16 protein-coding genes are annotated in these 17,920 nt (G+C 59.5%); all 16 read right to left on the bottom strand.

Translation table 11 applies throughout. The features are described from left to right. Positions 1-10 precede the first annotated feature (10 nt). The gene (locus tag ACVIIW_RS31245; protein WP_456704215.1) at positions 11-1,261 is read right to left on the bottom strand and encodes an acyl-CoA dehydrogenase family protein; all 1,251 of its coding nucleotides are present in this window, start codon (positions 1,259-1,261) and stop codon (positions 11-13) included. Between the two features lie 55 nt (positions 1,262-1,316). Continuing rightward, positions 1,317-2,564 (bottom strand): MFS transporter, encoded by a 1,248-nt coding sequence (locus ACVIIW_RS31250; protein ID WP_456704216.1) that lies wholly within the window; start codon positions 2,562-2,564, stop codon positions 1,317-1,319. Between the two features lie 42 nt (positions 2,565-2,606). Then, the gene (locus tag ACVIIW_RS31255) at positions 2,607-3,236 is read right to left on the bottom strand and encodes an NADPH-dependent FMN reductase (protein WP_456704217.1); all 630 of its coding nucleotides are present in this window, start codon (positions 3,234-3,236) and stop codon (positions 2,607-2,609) included. 299 nt (positions 3,237-3,535) lie between these two features. Next, a complete protein-coding gene (locus tag ACVIIW_RS31260; protein ID WP_456704218.1) occupies positions 3,536-4,417 on the bottom strand; it encodes a helix-turn-helix transcriptional regulator in 882 nt (293 codons plus the stop codon). A 70-nt stretch (positions 4,418-4,487) separates the two neighbouring features. Next, positions 4,488-5,348, bottom strand: coding sequence for a helix-turn-helix domain-containing protein (locus ACVIIW_RS31265; protein WP_456704219.1), 861 nt, complete (start codon positions 5,346-5,348; stop codon positions 4,488-4,490). Positions 5,349-5,934: 586 nt separating this feature from the next. Then, positions 5,935-7,377, bottom strand: a complete 1,443-nt coding sequence (locus tag ACVIIW_RS31270) for an aldehyde dehydrogenase (protein ID WP_456705317.1) — start codon at positions 7,375-7,377, stop codon at positions 5,935-5,937. Between the two features lie 266 nt (positions 7,378-7,643). Next, positions 7,644-8,432, bottom strand: coding sequence for an SDR family NAD(P)-dependent oxidoreductase (locus ACVIIW_RS31275; protein WP_456704220.1), 789 nt, complete (start codon positions 8,430-8,432; stop codon positions 7,644-7,646). Positions 8,433-8,542: 110 nt separating this feature from the next. Beyond that, entirely contained in the window at positions 8,543-8,779 is a 237-nt protein-coding gene (locus ACVIIW_RS31280) for a hypothetical protein (RefSeq protein WP_456704221.1), read from the bottom strand. 54 nt (positions 8,780-8,833) lie between these two features. Beyond that, positions 8,834-9,634, bottom strand: a complete 801-nt coding sequence (locus ACVIIW_RS31285) for an SDR family NAD(P)-dependent oxidoreductase (RefSeq protein ID WP_456704222.1) — start codon at positions 9,632-9,634, stop codon at positions 8,834-8,836. After that, positions 9,631-10,152 (bottom strand): VOC family protein, encoded by a 522-nt coding sequence (locus ACVIIW_RS31290; protein WP_456704223.1) that lies wholly within the window; start codon positions 10,150-10,152, stop codon positions 9,631-9,633. Before ACVIIW_RS31290 ends, ACVIIW_RS31285 begins: the two co-directional genes overlap by 4 nt. A gap of 35 nt (positions 10,153-10,187) precedes the next feature. After that, positions 10,188-11,984: a thiamine pyrophosphate-binding protein gene (locus ACVIIW_RS31295; RefSeq protein ID WP_456704224.1), complete on the bottom strand. Its 1,797-nt coding sequence runs from the start codon at positions 11,982-11,984 to the stop codon at positions 10,188-10,190. After that, complete coding sequence (locus tag ACVIIW_RS31300; RefSeq protein ID WP_456704225.1) at positions 11,948-13,156, bottom strand: ABC transporter substrate-binding protein; 1,209 nt, start codon at positions 13,154-13,156, stop codon at positions 11,948-11,950. Before ACVIIW_RS31300 ends, ACVIIW_RS31295 begins: the two co-directional genes overlap by 37 nt. Positions 13,157-13,337: 181 nt before the next feature. Continuing rightward, complete coding sequence (locus ACVIIW_RS31305; protein WP_456704226.1) at positions 13,338-14,036, bottom strand: GntR family transcriptional regulator; 699 nt, start codon at positions 14,034-14,036, stop codon at positions 13,338-13,340. 562 nt (positions 14,037-14,598) lie between these two features. After that, positions 14,599-15,804: an ABC transporter substrate-binding protein gene (locus ACVIIW_RS31310; RefSeq protein ID WP_456704227.1), complete on the bottom strand. Its 1,206-nt coding sequence runs from the start codon at positions 15,802-15,804 to the stop codon at positions 14,599-14,601. A gap of 24 nt (positions 15,805-15,828) precedes the next feature. Further along, entirely contained in the window at positions 15,829-17,034 is a 1,206-nt protein-coding gene (locus ACVIIW_RS31315) for a CaiB/BaiF CoA transferase family protein (protein WP_456704228.1), read from the bottom strand. Further along, on the bottom strand, positions 17,031-17,828 hold the full coding sequence (locus ACVIIW_RS31320; protein WP_456704229.1) for an enoyl-CoA hydratase/isomerase family protein: 798 nt from the start codon (positions 17,826-17,828) through the stop codon (positions 17,031-17,033). The genes ACVIIW_RS31315 and ACVIIW_RS31320 overlap by 4 nt, the downstream gene beginning before the upstream one ends. Positions 17,829-17,920: the final 92 nt, after the last annotated feature.

Genomic DNA, 17,920 nt, shown 5'->3' on the forward strand with positions numbered 1-17,920 from the left:
CCGACTTTCTTCAGAGATCCAGAAAACCGGTCGGCAGCCCAAGATTGCTGCGACCAATGTACTTCGCGAAGGTCATGTATTGGGAGGACATGTGTCCTCGGTACATCTGGGCGTCGCCAAAGTATCGAAGCATCCTTGAGCCCTTCCGCGCCGCGGTCGACCCGGCGGTCTGAAACAGGAGCTCGATGGCGTCACAGGCAAGACGTGCGCCGGTCTGCAGCATTCCCCACAGTCGCAAGTTTTCTTCCACGGATGCTTGCAAGCCCGTCCTCGCCCACCGCTGGCAGTAGTCCATGTGCTTGCGCAAACCCTGCAGCAGCACGCCTTCGGCCGCATCGGTCAAGGCTATGGCGCGGCCATAGTTGACCTGGAAATCAGTCTCGAAGGCGCGCTTGATGAAAGGTGGAACAAATGTGTTTTGCGAGAGCAGGATATCGCGATACTCATCGATCGCCGCGCGCGCGGCACCGATGATAGGCGATGTCAGAGACGCGTGATAAGGACCCATGAGAACCCCGACATACATGGGGTTACCATGCAAGCGCGTTCCCGGTGTGCCCTCGGAGAGATCCTGCTTTGCACCCAGCGCGTCGAAGAACGCGGTCATGTGCTCGGGCACGAAGACATTGTCCAGCTTGACGCTGTTCGAGCCGGACCCGCGCATGCCCAAGGTGCGGTCTCCACCCCAATCGCCCAGAATTGTGTATTGCCCCCGCGGCACGACGAAGTTCAGGATTCGCGGCGGGAACGAAGTTTGAAGCAACGTTGCGCCGAGGAAGTGCGTGCTGTGCGGTATTCCCGACGCATACGGCCACACACCATTGATGATGTAGCCGCCCTCGACCGGCAGGCACGTGCCCCCGGGGGCAGCCCGGTGCGGTGACGCGAAATGACCGGATGAACCGAAGATTTCGATCTGTGCAGCTTCCGACCAGTGCGAGGCTATGACAGGCGCATGAGAAGCGGCCAACGTCAAGCACCACCCCGCGGACGGATGACCGCGCGAAATCTCCACCATGACGCGAAAAAATGTTTCGTAATCGAACTCGTAGCCACCAAACATTTTGGGCTGCAAGATCCGATAGAATCCGGCATCGATGAACTTCTGCTGGATTTCGTCCGAATAATGTCCCCGCTCATCGGTTTCGTCCTGCGATTCCCGCAGCAGCGTTCTCATCGAAGCCGCGCGGTCCACCAGATCCTGCGGAGTGAGGTGAGGTTCCGGTACCGGCAGGCTCCTGCGCATGGCCTGAACGTTCATTTTCAATCTCCTGATAATTCCGTTGAGCGTGTCGCAGCTAACCGGCGATAGGCATTTATGCCGGCGAGCTCACAATCATTCTTTTGTGGCGCTCGAGCACCCGCGGCGCAGTTTCGTCCAGCATCAGGCAAAGCAAGCCTGCACAAACACAAAGCGTAGCGGCGATCCACATCGAGCTGGACGGACCGAACACGTCGGAAGCGATCCCGGCGAGGGCCGGGCCCGCGAAGCCGCCCGCGAGCTCGCCAACCCCCATGATGAAGCCAAGCGCAGTAGCAACATGGGTCGGCGGGATTGTCTCGGACGGCACAGTGGCCATGAACAACGAGAAGCTGCCAATGGCGAGATTGCCGACACCCATGAGCAACACCATCAAAGGCAACGGTCCGTCGAACATTACGGTTGTCACCGGAGCAATCACGGCAACGAAGCCCGACAGGATGAGAATCGGACGGCGGCCAAAGCGATCCGACAGCGCCGGTACGATGATTGAGGACGCGGCCGTTGCGATACCGGTCGCCGCCACGGCAACGCTCATTGCGCTGGGCGACAGACCGCGAACCTGCACCAGGTAGATCGGAAGGAAGGTTATCTGAATCAGGAGCCAAGACACCATCAGGCAGCTCACGATCGCGCAAACCCAGATGTTGCGATGTTTCAGCATCGTCAAAAGCGGAATCGTGTTGCGCGCTGACGCAGCCGATATCGGAGCGGCACCCGACGAAGGTTCACGGATAAAAGCGACAATCAGGGCCGCCACCACAAAGCCAGGCACCGCCGCAATGTAGAAAGCACTTCTCCAGCCGTAGATCTGCCCAATCGCCACGAGCACCAGAGGAGCAGCAAAATTACTTAGGAGCGCGCTGAAGAAATTCTGCAAAACGCCCATGTTGAAGCCGCGACGGTGCTCCGACGATTCCGCAGCCATGATCGATTGCGCGATCGGAAGTACAGGTCCTTCCGCAAATCCCATAACGAGGCGAGCGGCAAGCAACGTCAGAAACGAATTGGCGAGACCGGATCCTACCGAGCAGATCGAGAAAATCAGTATCGCGCAGACAAGGAGTGTTTTACGATTTTGAAAATAGTCCGAAAGAGTGCCGACGGCGTAGCCGGCGATTGCCCAGGTCAGCGCCAGTCCACCCGCGAGGGCACCGAGCTGAGTGTTGTTCAGCTGCAGCTCAGGCACGAGAAATGGAGATAGAAAGTTCAGCGCCAGACGGTCGAAGAATACGAAGCCAAACGCGGCTCCCATCAAGACGACAACGAGATTTTCATAACTAAAGATGCGATTCTTGTTCATGATTTCTCCCTAGTGTTTGTTACGGTTGTTTGTGGCCGCGTTCTATGCGCATTGCGCCGGCGCGGCTTCTGATATTTCCTGAGGCGCCAGTCCATTGCGCCGGCTCTCATATAGCCGCCGCATTCTCGCGAACTCGACGACCTGCTCGGCCACGAATGCAAGCTGTTGCGCTATGATCGGATCGCTGCACGCGCCGTCTCCGGAAAATGGCCGCTGCGCGGTGTTAATCACCGCTGAAAATGGAGTCGGCCAACCGCGCAGCGCGTGAACAATGGTCCGCAGAGTCCCCAGCGTCGCGCCCATGGCTTGGGCTCCGCCCGCGCATACGATGGCGCCGACCGCGCGTCCGGCAAGATAGCTGCGAGCATCGGCGCTGAGGTCCTCGGTGTAGTCTATTGCGTTCTTGACCAGGCCGGAGATCGAGCCATGATAGCTCGGGGTGGCAATGATGACCCCGTCTGCTGCGCGTAGTGCTTCGACCAACGCCGTCGCACGCTCCGTACGTTCAATGCTGTCGTAGTGCGGGAGATTCAACGATTGCCCGGCGAAGATCTGCGTTTTCGCACCGAGCCGTGCGGCTTCCGTCAAAGCCAGGCGGAGCGCCCTCTCCGAGGTTGATCCGTCACGCAACGTTCCGCCGAGTCCGACGACGAGGGGTGACCAGTCTTTCATCGCAGCGGCCCACTTCCCCGCGCAGCACGATCACCCGAGGTCCAAGGCTCCTCAAGCGAATGCTGGCCAATTCGGATATGCGAGCACCCTCGCCCGGCATCGAACAATGCCATGCGCGTCTCTCCCTATCGTCGGCGCCATGATTGCGTCTGGCGCCTCTACGTCAGGTGAAAGTAGGACATGCCGGGTGGCTAAGCCTGCACAAACCGGACCGGTTTGCAGGAAACCGACACAAACTGTCCGCTTCGTTTACAGGAAACGAGCCAGCGTTCAGATCGGAAAGGCTGATCGTGGAGTTCTTAATTCATCGCCCGTCGATAAGCGCCCGGCGACAAGCCGGTCATCCGACGGAACGTGTTCGTGAAATGCTGCTGGTGCGCAAACCCGCATCGCCTCGCAACTTCCGCGAGGCTAATGTTTGGATCCGTCAGGAGCAGCTTCGCATGATGAATTCGTACCCCAACAACGTATCGGTGAGGAGACACGCCCAGCGAAGACTTGAACACCCGTATGAAATACTCGGGACTCACGCCGCAGATCGCAGCCAAATCGTCCAGCTTGATGCAATCCGCGATATTGGCTTCGACAAAGCCACGAATCGAGCGGACGCTACGTGTACTCAGCTGGCGTTCCACAGCACACACCGCTTTCCGCTCCCGTGCGTTGAGCACCACAAGGCGATTGGCTATTGCCTGCGCAATCGAATCGGCCAGGAGGGAGCACGAGGTATCGCCCTCACGCACCATTTCTTCCACCACTGCAAGCAGATTGCTGGTTAGGGGCTCCGGCTCGCCCAACAAAGGCAAGAGGCCAAAATCGGAGTTCTGCGCTTTATCTTCAGAGCCAGAAAACAGTTCAGGACGCAGGTACACATGGATCGAATCCAACGGCGTATTCAGCGTCACCTCACAGTCGCGGCGCGGCGGCAGGAAAAAGATTCCCTTCTCCTGCAAGTGCCTGGATACAACGCGCCCATCGATCCGATAGGTAACATCGACTGGTCCGGTAGCTCCAGTCACCAGCAGGGCGTTGGCATTGGCTTCGAAGCGGCCGCTGAACGGCTCTTCCCGCTGAACCGATGCGAACATAGTCGACCAGCCGAGCCCCGCACTGGACGCCTCGCGTTTCACCGCGAACTGTCGCAGCACGGAATGGACCTCGCCTCCGTCGAAAGGCTGCACGGTATGCTCATTTCGTGCTGCGGCTGGCGATGGTGGATCGGAGCGTTTCTGCATTGGCCCTAGCTGCTTGTCAGTTGACGCTGCGACGGTACCGACCGGGCGTTTGACCCGTCAGCCTGCGGAAGGCACGCGTCAAGTGTTCCTGATGGGAGAAGCCACACCGTAGTGCTATCTCAGCGAGGCCTTCCTGGTCTTGCTCGATCAATCGCTTGGCCCGTTCCACACGGGCCGCGATCACATATTGGTATGGTGATTTGCCCGTCGTTGCCGCAAAAGCCCGAACGAAAGACTTTGTGCCAATGCCGCACACGCTGGCCATCGCAGCAAGGGTAATCTCACCCTCAAGATTGGCTTCTATGAAATCGTTAAGGCGCCGAAGTTCGTAGTCCGGCAGCCCAGCGGTCTGAACCTGCCACGGTTCCCTACTCCTGCTAATCGCGGAGACCCTGTCCGCGAGCGCCCGCGCTATCGGATCGATGAAGAGATCTGAATTCGAGACATTCTCGCAAACCGCCCGCTCAACCGCCTGCGCCAGTTGCTGTATAACCACGTCCCGTTCCACCAGCAGCGGTGTGACGTTCTGAACAGAAACCAAGTTTGCACGAAGATAAATATGCAGAGTATCCAGCGCCCCATGCAATCCCACCTCGCACGCATGACCTGCCGGCAAGAAAAAGATGCTTCCTTTCGGAATGCAACGTGAAGTGACGTGCCCGCCGGATGCAAAGGTCGTCTGCACGGGGCCGCTACGGTGCAACACAATGAGGTCGTCAGCGATAGCTTCGAACCGCCCCTCGAAGGGATTCTCCCTTTGGATCGACGCGTAAATCGACGACCACCCATGCCCCTCGCTCGTTGCACGGATGTCGGCCCCGAATCGTTGCAGAACACCGTGAGTATCGGAGCCTCTAAACTCGCGCTTGGCTTCCATCTCGTGCTCCGCGTGCGTCTGACGGGGCCCACTGCCACGCAATATGCGCGCGTGTTGATCAAGAATGATTCATTATAACCACGATGCTGCAAGCACGCCAGCGCCTTCGCCGGCGGCAAGCTTTGAAGGATTCTCAGGGTCGCCTCTTCGGCATCGCCGGTGATCGCAATGCCTTCGGCTCGGCCCACGCTTGCAACTTCGCGGATCGACTGCTTGGCGAGTTCGAGGAGTTCCGGCCTGTGATAGCGGCTTGCCAACCCGGCCGGGTGACGAATACGACATCTAATCCCGCTGACTGCAACCAGCCACCATACAGCAGCCCGATTGCGCGGGGATGATCCGACAATGGCAACCCCCGTCAATCATCCTCAGTCTTTTGTCCGAGCGGCCGTCTCATGCACCCACTTCCTGTTTCAGCGTCGCACTGCGATTACCCGCATGAGGCGCCTACATTCTCTGCCTCATCTTTGTACTGAGGCGCTCCAAGGAGCGCGCTCTACGGTTGATCGTCTTGCGCAAGCGGGTCCAGCACCCGGATATTGTCGAGAGCTTTGCCGATGAACATGCTGGACGTCCTGGTCTTTCCTTAGAACGGGTAGTGCTGCGGACCTTCTATCGTTATCCAACGAAGCTCGGTGAATTCGTTGATGACGGCTTTTCCGCCGAAGCGGCCGTACCCGCTGGCCTTTGTGCCGCCGAATGGCATCTGAGCCTCATCGGCGACGGTCGGCCCATTGATGTGGCAGATACCGCTCTGGATACGTTTCGCAATCGTCAGGGCACGGGAGACATCGCGGCCGAAGATCGCGGCGGACAGTCCATATTCAGTGTCGTTGGCGACGCGCACGGCCTCGTCGACGCCGGCGACACGAATGATCGATTTCACGGGTCCGAACGATTCCTCGTTGTAGATTTTCATGTCCGACGTCACGTGGTCGAGCAAGGTGGCTTCGACGACCGTTCCGTTGCGCTTGCCGCCCGCGACGATCTTCGCTCCCTTTGCGGTGGCGTCCTTGATGAGCGCATCCATACGCTCGGCGGGCGCCAGATCGACCAATGATCCCAGGACGACGTGCTCACGCGGATCGCCAGCCGGCAATGTCGAGGCCTTGGCCGCGAGTTTGGCGACGAACGCATCGGCGATCTTCTGATCCACAATAATGCGCTCCGTGGACATGCAGATCTGCCCCTGATTCATGAAAGCGCCGAAGGCCGCAGCATCGACTGCTTGGTCCAGATCGGCGTCATCCAGAACGACCAAAGGCGCCTTGCCGCCAAGTTCCAGCAGGGCAGGCTTGAGATGCTCCGCCGCGAGCTTGGCGATGATGCGACCGACTTTGGTTGAGCCTGTGAAATTGACCCGGCGTACGGCAGGATTGGAAATCAACGCCTCGACGATCTTCGGCGCGTCCGGAGGTGCATTCGACAGGACGTTGACGACTCCCTTGGGGAAGCCAGCCTCATTCAGAACTTGGCCGATAAGATGATGTGTTCCGGGACAGGTTTCTGACGAACGCAAGATGACCGTGTTGCCGCAGGCGAGCGCCGCCGCGATTGCCCGCGTGCCGAGGATGACCGGGGCGTTCCACGGCGCCATGCCGAGGACGACGCCGGCCGGCTGGCGTACCGCCATCGACCAGATACCGGGCTTATCGGATGGAATGACTTCGCCTGTGATTTGGGTGGTGAGAGCTGCAGCTTCGCGCAAGATGCCGGCGGCGAGATGGACATTGAAGCCAGCCCAAGGCGCCGTCGCCCCGGTCTCCTCGAGCATCAACTTGATAAAGTCATTGGTACGGCTCTCCATAAGATCAGCCGCCTTCAGAAGGAGGCCGCGACGCAGCGAGGGCCCTGTCTCTGACCAGGTCTCGAACGCCTTGGCCGCAGCAGCGACGACCTTCTCGACGTCTGCGAGCGTCGCAGCCGGCGCGCGTGTCGCGACCTTACCGGTCATGGGATCCTTGCGCTCGAACGTGCCGCCTCCCTCGGCCGCAACCGCACCACCGTCAACGATCAATCCGATATCCATCGATACTCTCCCGATTTTCAAAACATTTATTTCTCTGACCTTGAGGCCGCCCGCTTCGCTGATCTCACCCGCCAGGAACTGCCAGCTCTTCAGTCCCACTCGCCTGTCGTCGCGCTGGGCCCGGAAAGAGGGTCAGTGACTGCGAGGCGGAAGCTCGTCGGCCCGCACCGAACTCGCCGCCAGAGCAGCAAATGCCGCCATGTGCGCGAGCGTCGTCGTCGTTTTCATTACAAACTCCTCCCAATCTGCTTCGAATTGCGCGGCCCTCAGGCCTGCGTTCCGCCGTCGATCGGAATGATCGCGCCGGTCATGTATGTGGAAGCCGGCGACGCCAACAGCAGCGCGAGCCCCTTGATCTCATGCAGTTCGGCAAGTCGCCCTAAGGGCACGGTATCTGCAAACGCCGCGGCACCTTCGGGCGTATGCATCCGGCCATTGCCGATATTCGTGCGAAAAGGGCCCGGCGCGATGGCATTGACACGCACATTGTGAGGACCGAGCTCGAGAGCCGCGACGCGCACCACCTGTGCAATGCCGGCCTTTGCCGCGTGGTAGCCGTAACTCGGTAGCGCCGACGCGCGCAGCGCCGCGACGGAAGACGTCACGACGATCGATCCCTGCCGCCGTGGCTTCATGTGTTTTGCCGCCACGCGAATTGTCCGAAAAGCGCCATCAAGATTGACCCGAAGGCAGGCGTCCCAAAGCTCCATGGACGCCACATTGAGCTCGCCTTCGGGCTTGCCGTATCCGGGGCCACCGCTTACGCCCGCGTTCGCAAACACACAATCGAGCCGGCCGTATCTTTCGACGTAAGCATCAACGACAGCTTCGACTTTGCCGGCCTCGGCTATGTCGACGCTGAAGGTCTCAACGGCTCCACCGGCTTCGTCGATGGCAGCCGCCGCCTGCTTCAATTTGCCCTCGTCGATGTCAAGCATTGCGACCCGCCCTCCATTGGCTGCGATCACTTGCGCAATCGCGAGACCAAGGCCAGACGCAGCGCCTGTAACGACGGCGACATGTCCGGACAGGTCAAACAGTTCAGCGGCCTTCATCGTGTCTCTCGTCGTTTAACATTCGGTCAGTTTAGACCGTGTACTCATAATTCTTTTCACAGATCAGAGCAGCGCCACAAGATCAGCGAAACTACCGACAAAGGCGGCCTTTAGCTTCCAATCAGTAATGCTATCGTGGCCATTAACAACGTGACCGCGACGGCGGGGACAACGATCCAGAAGGTCTCATTCCTGGTTTCGAACCACTCACAGGCGATATGATACAGCCGCGCCCGCAGCATCTTCATCGCGTTCGAGGCAACCGACACAATCCAGGCGCAATTCCGAACCGCACGCTCATCGAACGTCCTCATTGGCTGATCAACGGCGGTCCTCTGGTCGATCACATAATTCTCCTTGTCCACACGATACCGACGTCCGCGCATTTATGAGTACACGCCCTAGTCAGCGCGACCAAGCAAGGCGCCGCCATCGATGACGATGTGGGTCCCGGTGACGTAGCTCGACGCTGGCGAAGCCAGGAAAAGCGCCAGCCCCTGTATCTCCTCGGGTCGACCGACGCGGTGAATAGGGCTGCCAGCTTCGAAGCGCTTCTTGAGGTCGGGCGGCGTGAGCTGGGTCAGAAACGGACCCGGCAAGATTGCGTTGACCAGAATGTTGTAGCGGGCGAGCTCAAGTGCGGCCTGCTTGGCGAGGTGCGACACACCCGCCTTCGATATCTGATAGGGCATACCGACGATAGCACCTGGCCTGACGCTCGCAATCGACGAGGTCAGGATGATGCGTCCGCCGTTCTGTCGCTTCATGTGCGGAACAGCGGCTCGAATGGTCGAAAAGATCGAGGTCAAATTCGTATCGATGACCTTGTCCCACAGCCTGTCCGGGACGGCCTCGATCGCCCCCTCCGGATCCCGTTCGCCGGCCATCGACAGAAATCCCGGTCCGGCATCGATGCCCGCATTGGCGAACACGACATCGAGACGGCCGTTTCGTTCGACCGCTTTGTTGACAGCGGCCTTGACTGCATCGCGATCCGTAACATCGACGGCAACGCCGGCTACATCGCCGCGCACCTTGAGCTCGGACACGGCCTGGTCGAGGCTAGACTCGTCTTTGTCCAGCAAGACGACGCGTGCATCATTGTCGAGCATTGCCTCGGCGAAGGCCCGACCCAGGCCTTTGGCACCGCCGGTAATAACGACAGAAAGGCCGGTGACGTCGAACAGATCCTGGGTTTTCACGTCGAGGCACCTTGTTTGAGTGACCAACGCCGGATGGGATCCTTGCCGTCCCAGTTCTGCGCCGCTGCGAAGTAGCTGTGATAGATGCCCTCGAGCGCCTCCGTCGTCTCGATCACCTCAAGCATGCCCGGCAAGTCGCGGCGGGTATCGACATAGACGATCCGCACGCCGCGCGGCGAGAGGTCGGAGAACACGACCGGGTAGCCGGCAGCCTCGTAGCGAGCGACGTCCGCATCGAAGTCCTTGGAACAGACGGCCCAGTGATGGAAACCGTGACCTTTGACCTTGACCGTCTCTTGATAGACCGACGGCTTGGTGTCGTGCTGCTCAATGAGCTCGATCATCATGTGGCCGGTAAAGGCGACGGCGAGAGTCAGGCTGATGTCGGTCGGCTGGCCTCGATACACTCCCTTCGCAGGCACGAAAGGACCGCTCACAAACCAAGGCCCGATATTCAGCGCCTTCACATGATGCATCATCGTGTGATCGATGTTTTCGACCGTATAGGCTGCCTGCACCAATCCGCCGACCGGCTGTCCGAACGAGAGTGGCTTCATCGTGCAAAAAACTCCCTACTACCCGCCAAGCGCTCCTTGGCGACCACGAAGTCGAGAACTGCGGGCTCACCGCTTTCGTTGGCCACGAACGCCCGTTCTAGGGCGGCCTCGACCTGGTGGGGATCAGTGACACGCTCGCCGTAGCAGCCGGAGGCGACTGCAAGGCCCGCGTAGTCGAGATCAAGTACGAATTCGGTCCCAATGAACCGCTCATTGAACGCTTCCACTTGGATGTCGCGGATCGAGCCCAAGGCGTGATCGTTGAATATGCACCACGTGACACCGAGCTTGAGTTCGGCGGCAACGGGAAGGATATTCATCACCATCTGGAAGGATCCATCACCGACGAAGCAGACGGCAGGCCGGTCAGGATAGACGAGGCGTGCGACGGGAAAAGCCGATGCCGCGAAGCCCATTCCATAGAAGCTCGAGGGCACGATCGTCGCGCGTGGCTCAAAGATCTTAAAATACGGGAATGCGCCACCCATACCCTGCGCGAGCACGCCGACGTCGATGGCGACGGTCGCGTTGCGTGGGAACACGCGCTGGATGCGATCGAAGATCCGAATCGGATGAATTGGCGTGGCATTAGAGCTCGCCATGCTTTCGCGCTCTGTTTCGAGCGCAGCGCGCCGGTTCGACAACTCGGCGAGCCACTCCTTGGAGGCCGTGCGCTGACCAGTACCCTTTGTTTTCAACTCCGTGAGAAGATCCTGGAGGACCAGGCGCGCATCTCCCGTGATGCCGATGGTCGCAACGACCGAGCGGCCGAGTTCGTTCGGATCGATATCGATCTGGATATAGGTGGCCGCCGGCGCCGGAATATATTCTGGCTTCCAGTTGTTTTCCTGCTCCTCAAAGCGAGCACCGATGCCGATGACAACGTCAGCATTTGGCAGAAGATACTTTGTGACTTCCTGCCGATGATGACCGATGCCGCCAGCCGTGAGTTCATGATCGTCAGGCAAAATGCCGCGCCCTGCGAGCGTCGTGACGACGGGGCTACCCAGCATCTCCGCGAGCTGACGCACTTCAGACGTCGCGTTTGCGGCTACGGCGCCGCCACCGGCGACAATTAGCGGCTTTCTAGCCGCGAGAAGAGCCGCCGCCGCGGTCTTGATACGATCGCTATCACCGCGGACCGCAGCGGGTTTGCCGACTGGAAGATAGTCGCCGACATCAAACTGCATTCTAAGAATATCCGCGGGGATATCGATAAGCACGGGACCCGGCTTGCCCGAGCGGGCAATGGTAAACGCTTGACGCAGGCATTCGACAATGAGGTCCGGTCGATCGACCCGGACGCCCCATTTCGTGATGGCGCCAAAAATCTTGACTTGGTCGATTTCTTGGCTTGCGCCACGATGTGCGTTGCGAGTGGCACCACGGCCCGCGATGATGATCATCGGCAACGCACCGACATAAGCTTCCGCTACGCTCGTGACCAGATTTGTGGCGCCGGGCCCTGCAGTCACACAGCACACGCCAGGCTCGCCGGTAAGCTGCGCATAGCCGGCAGCCATGCTTGCAGCATGCTGCTCGTGCCGCACGAGAATGTGGGAGATCTGCTGTTGTCCGTAGAGAGCGTCGTAAATTCCGATTGTATGGCCGCCAGGCATGCCGAAGATAAACTTCACGCCTTCCGCCTTGAGAACGTCAACGACGGCTTGGCCGCCACTCTTCATCACCATTGACTCGATCCAGTTTTGATCATTGACGACCGCAGCCCCGCTTCGCGCGAGATTTGCTGTGTCGATTAGGGTTGGGCCGAACCGGCTTTCACCAACGGGCATCCGCCATCTTGGAGCGGACGGAACGCTTCATCTCCAGGTACTGTAGCCACTACGTTGTAGAGGTCCCACTTTCCTTTGGACTCCTCGGGCTTCTTGACTTGGAGAAGATAGAGATTGCGCAACACACGGCCATCGATCCGCACCTTCCCGTTTTTGGTTGTGAAGTCATTGACCGGTAGCTCGCGCATCTTTGCGGCGACGGCGTCCGCATCGCGCGATCCGGCGGCGTTGACTGCCTTGAGATAATGGAACACCGCGCTGTACGCCATCGCAGGATCCCAATCCGGCGGATGACCTATCTTTTCTTCGAAGCGCTTCGACCAGGCACGCGTCTCGTCATTCAGGTCCCAATAGAAGGGATTGGCCAGAAGCAAGCCGTGGGCGGTCTTGAGCGTGATGCTTTGGACATGCTCGAGAAAGAGCACGTAAGCCGCGAAGATCGCACCGTTTGAGGTGAGACCGAATTCGACGGCCTGTTTGATGGAGTTGACCGTATCGTCCGAGGAATTTGCAAGGCCGATCACGTTCGGATTGGTCGGCTGCGCCTGCAAGAGGAAGGAGGAGAAGTCGGGAGTGTTCAGCGGCGCGTAGACGGCGCCGAGGACCTTGCCCCCGTTGGCCTCGATTACGGCACTGGTATCGCGCACAAGGGCACGTCCGAATACATAATCGGCGCCGAGGAAGAACCAGCGGTTGCCGCCCCGCTTGAGAACAGCGGCTCCCATTACGTGCGCCAGCGAATACGTGTCGACGGCCCATTGCGTCGTGTAATTATCGCATTTGGGGCCGGTCACGTCGGAACTCAGGGCGCCAACAAATAGCGAAATCTTCTTCTTTTCCTTGGCAAGACTTTGGACCGCGAAAGCAACCGCCGAATTCGGTACGTCGACGACCGCATCGACACCCTCAACGTCATACCAGCGGCGCGCGATGGCCGAGCCGACGTCCGGCTTGTTCTGATGGTCGGCAAAGATAAGTTCGACCTTCTTGCCCAGCACCGGCCCCGCGTCGTCGATTGCCATGCGAACGGCTTCAACGGTCTCGCGACCGCCGGCCACGGCATAAACCGACGACATGTCGTTCATGACGCCGATCTTGATGGGTGCGTCGTCAGCGCGCGCCGAACTCGCCCACATCAACGCACCTGCGAAAACCGCGCCTAGCCACCTCATCGCAAATCTCCTCCCGAGCGAGCGATCCTCCGCGGGCGCCCCGTTAATTGTGATTTGTGATAACAAATCAAATATGAGAGTCAAGAGCCTTGAGCGCGCCCGAGCACGCACGCGCAACCAGCAGCAGCGCAGCACTCCCAGCTTCGTGTTTGAATTTCGATGGTTTGGCAGGACGAGACGGCTAGTGGGCCGGCTGCTTGTCCTGAATTAAGGCCGCGATGATGCGATCGCCACCCTTCATGAGATCTTCTGTTAGCGCCGCCCTTGCTGCCTTGGCATCGCCGGCACCAAGCGCAGCGATAATTCGACGATGGCCGCGGGCGCCTTCCGAGGTCAAGTTTATCGGAATATGGTTGAAAACAGGCCCGATCTGGAGCCACAGCGACTCGATCATGGAAAGTAATAACGGGCTCTTGGCCGCTTCATACACCGTAAAATGGAACTCCTGGTTCAGCGCCCAAAATTGACGCTGCTTATTTCCACTCAAGGATTTAATCTTCTCGTGGATGCGCTTGAGGGAAGCAATGACGTCAGGGCTAACGTGCTGACATGCCAGGGCGGCGGCCTCGCCCTCCAGAAGAATCCGAACTCTGCGAATCTCCAAGAACTCATCGATCGTCGTTTCAGGTACGATGACGCGATGGTTGGCGAGCATTTTCAGTGCACGTTCGACGACTAGGCGCCCAATGGCGTCTCGAACCGGCATCGGGCTAACATGTAGGCTTTGCGCCAGAGCTCGGAGCTTCATTTCCGAGCCGGGCGCGAAGCCTCCGGACATGATCATCGTCCGGAGTTCGCGGTACACGCGATCGTTGAGAGTCTCTCGTTCGACAGCGCGAATCGAGCTCTCGAGCCCGACCTTGTCTACCCCTTTAACCATTCGCAGAGCGGCCTCGTCCCCGACAATTCCATCACCTTATCAAGAGACGTGCGCTTGGCAAATCTGACGCCTTCCCCGGATGCGTCCTAGCCGCTCACCGAGGATCCACGCTCCACTCGGCGGTCCGCGGTGCCATGAATCGATTCCCCCGGTGGGCGCCGCTGCGAACGGGATACCCCGAAAGACCGCGAGACCTCCCTCGTGTCGACCGCGCACCCGGCCTGACGCCGTGAGGACGGTAGGGAATTCATTGTTGTCCGGTCTACTCCGCGCTTGCTGCAGACGTTGATGAGCTTGATCGCACCCGTGGCTGGGCGTTGGCAGCAGAATGTAGGTTGACGCGGGCTGCAAATGACGCGGAGGCTGTTCTTGATCCGCAGTTCAAGGTCCGGGGTCAACGTCGCGCCCTCGTATTTGGCGACAATCACGATTGTAGGCTTCCCTAGCGCGAAGCGAGGATGCTGGTCGGTGTCTTTTTGCGGCCTCTTGTCACGATTAGGCGAGCATGAACGCCATCCGTCATTTCGTTCTTCCTGGACGTCGCCCAGATCGCTTTTTTTGATCACCTCATATTCTCCGCAGCCGGCCCAAATCGCTCCCACTTTTCCCCGTCGAACCGAATGAGTTGCTCCTGTTTGATCGGCGCGAAGTCCGTCGGTGACGTGTTGATCGTTATTCCCGGGAGAAGCATGTCGAGCTTCAGATCCTTGAGGCTGGCCGCTTGCTTCATCACGTTCTCTCGCGTGAGATCGTCGCCGCACATCTTGAGCACCTCCGCCAAGGTCTGCGCGACCGAATATCCATAGACCGTGTTGGAATCGGCTTTGTCAGCTCCGGGCATGTATTCGTTCATGAACGTAAGCCAGTGCCGGTAGCCCTCGTCGCCGCTCCAGGCCGGGTCGAGCGGATCCTTCAAATATGCGGTCGAGATCACGCCCTTGGCGTTGTCGAGCCCCGCAGGCTTCAAGACTGCGGCCACCGACGTGGAGATGTTGTTCAGGATATGCAGCGGCCGCCATTGCAGCTCACCCGTCTTGCGAATGGCCTGCGCGGCAAATTTAGGCGACGTCACGTCGAAAAACACATTGGCGCCGGATGCCTTCAATTGCGACATCTGGGGATCGATGGTCGGGTCCGTGATCTCATAGGACGATCTGGTTACAGGCTCGAATTTGCCGCCCAGCCCCGCGACGAAACCCTTGACGTAATCCCGTCCGGAGTCGTCGTTCTGCCAAAGTATCCCTATCTTTGCATCGGAAAGCGTTTGAGCGACATACCGGCCATAAATCTGTCCTTCGGCTTGGTAGCTTGGCTGCCAGCCCATCGTCCAGGGAAAGCGCGCCGGGTCGTTCCATCGCTCCGCACCACTGGCCACGAACAATTGCGGCACCTTTTTGCCGTTGAGGTACTTCTGCACAGCGGCATTGTGTGCCGTGCCGAGGATGTTGAAGGTCAGCAGAACCTCATCGCTCTCCACCAGCTTGCGGACTTGCTCGACGGCTTTCGGCGGACTGTAGGCATGATCGTACGAGATGAAGTTGATCTTTCGACCGTTGATGCCTCCGTTCTTGTTGATCATCTCGAAATACGCCGCCTCGACTTTCCCAATCACGGAATAAGCCGATCCCGGCCCGCTATAGGGCATCAGGTTGCCGACCTTGATCTCGGTATCGCTGGCGCCGGGATCATATTGCTTCTGTGCGGATGCGGCCGAAGAAAGGAAAGCGACGCTCAAGGCGACGAACGTCAAGGAGCAGGCGTGTCTCATTGTCAATTCCTCTTCCCAGAGCGGTCACACAAGTCCGAGTTCTTGCAGGAGAGCGTTGCGATCGGCATCGAGCTCTGGGGCAGGCCGATAGTTTGCGAATTGCTCGCCGGCGAACCGGATGGGACAGGCCGCGGTTTTCAACACCATGCCCCCCGGAACCTCCAACGGGACGAACATGTCGCGCGCGTTGAGCTGCGGATCACGCAGTACGCCGGCGATGTCGTTCATCGGTCCGCAGGGAATCCCGGCTTGCGTCAGGATGGGGAGCCATTCCTCGGCGGTTCTGGCTGCCAGCGCCTCTTCGATCCGCGCGGCGAGGGCACGATGATGTTCGCATCGCGACGAATTGGAGAGGAATCGCGGATCGGCTTTGACGTCCCGCATCTGCAGCACATCGCAAAGATCTCTGAACTTCCGGTCGTTGCCGGCGGCGATGATGAGATGCCCGACCTTGCTCTTGTAGACGCCAAATGGCGTGATAGAGGGGTGCCTGGAGCCGATGGGCCCAGGAACGACTTGCTCGACTTGATAGCGGACGAGGGCATTCTCGAGCAGAGATATCTGCGTATCTAGCATGGAAATATCGACGTGCTTACCGCGACCGGTGCGGGCGCGCTCGATCAACGCCGCCTGAACGCCGATCACCGCATGAGTGCCCGCGGCGATGTCGCCGATCGATACTCCGACGCGCGTCGGCGGGCCTCCCTCCTCGCCGGTCAAGCTCATGACACCGCCCATGGCCTGCACGACCATGTCGTAAGCCGGCAGTTCGCGGTAGGGCCCCGTCTGACCAAAGCCAGATATCGACGCCAGAACCAGCCGGGGAAAGCGCGAGCTGAGCGCCTCCCAGCCGTAGCCGAAACGGTCCATGGTACCGGGCGTAAAATTTTCCGCGAGGACATCGGCATCCAGCAATAGTCGCTCGAAAATCGCGCGGTCGGCAGCATCCTTGAGGTTCAGTGCGATCGATTCCTTGCTTCGATTGATCGAGAAGAAATAGCCTGAACTCGGCAAGCCGTCGGCGTTCGAGATGAAGGGGCCGATGTGCCGCGCGTCGTCACCGATGCCCGGCATCTCGACCTTTCTGACCCGCGCGCCGAGATCCGCGAGCATCATGGTGCAATAAGGTCCCGCCAACACGCGGGTGAGATCGATCACGATCAGTCCAGCGAGTGGCCCCTTTGACCGCGGCTTCAGCGCGGACGCCCGTTGTGAGCGAGGTCGAGTCATCGGCCCTCCAGGTCGGCGCCGAAGCGCGGGGGTCGCTTTTCGGCGAAAGCCGCGCTGCCCTCGCGCAGCTCGGCGCCCACGAGGCTCTCACGGTAACGCTGATCGGCAGCAGCACGATCGAAGGAGTTTCTGGCGATCTCGTTGATGGCGCGTTTCATGCCACGCATGGCACCCGGCGCATTGGCAGCGAGAACAGAGGCGAGCTCCTTCACGCGCGCATCGAGGCTGCCCGCAGGAACGGCTTCATCCAGATAGCCGATGCGCAGCATCTCGGCCGCGTCCAGTTTCAGGCCCGTGAGGAACAGCTTCTTTGTCGCCGCTACGCCGAGGCGCGAGGCAAAGCGCATGAGACCGCTGCTGTAATAGTGAAGCCCGAGGCGCGCGGCCGGCATGAACATCTCGCAACTATCTACGCCGATCCTGAAATCGCAGGCGAGCGCAAGATCAGTCGCGCCGCCATAGACTCCGCCGTTCAGCCTGCAGATGCTCGGTATCGCCAGAGCCTCGAGCTGATCGACGACGCTGTCGAAGCCGGAAACATGAACATGTTCCTCAGACGAGGTTCGCGCAGCGATGTCTCCAAGGTCGTATCCGGCGCTGAACGCGCGTCCTTCGCCGGTCAGGATGAGAACTTTCGCACCTGCCTTCTCGATGCCGGCGAAGTGGCCCGACAACACGGCGAGATCGGCTGCGGTGATCTTGTTCATCTGCCGCGGGCGATTGAGCTGGATCGTCGCGATAGGCCCATCCGTCTTCAGCAAAGGGGCGCCGCTCAAATCCACGGAAGTCGTCATCGGCGTTTCCTGTTGTCCTCGTTCTGGGCCCGGATTATATGTATTTTTTCAAGACGTCTACGTATACATAAAGGCATAAGCGTATACATAAG

The organism is Bradyrhizobium sp. USDA 4449, assembly GCF_054056275.1.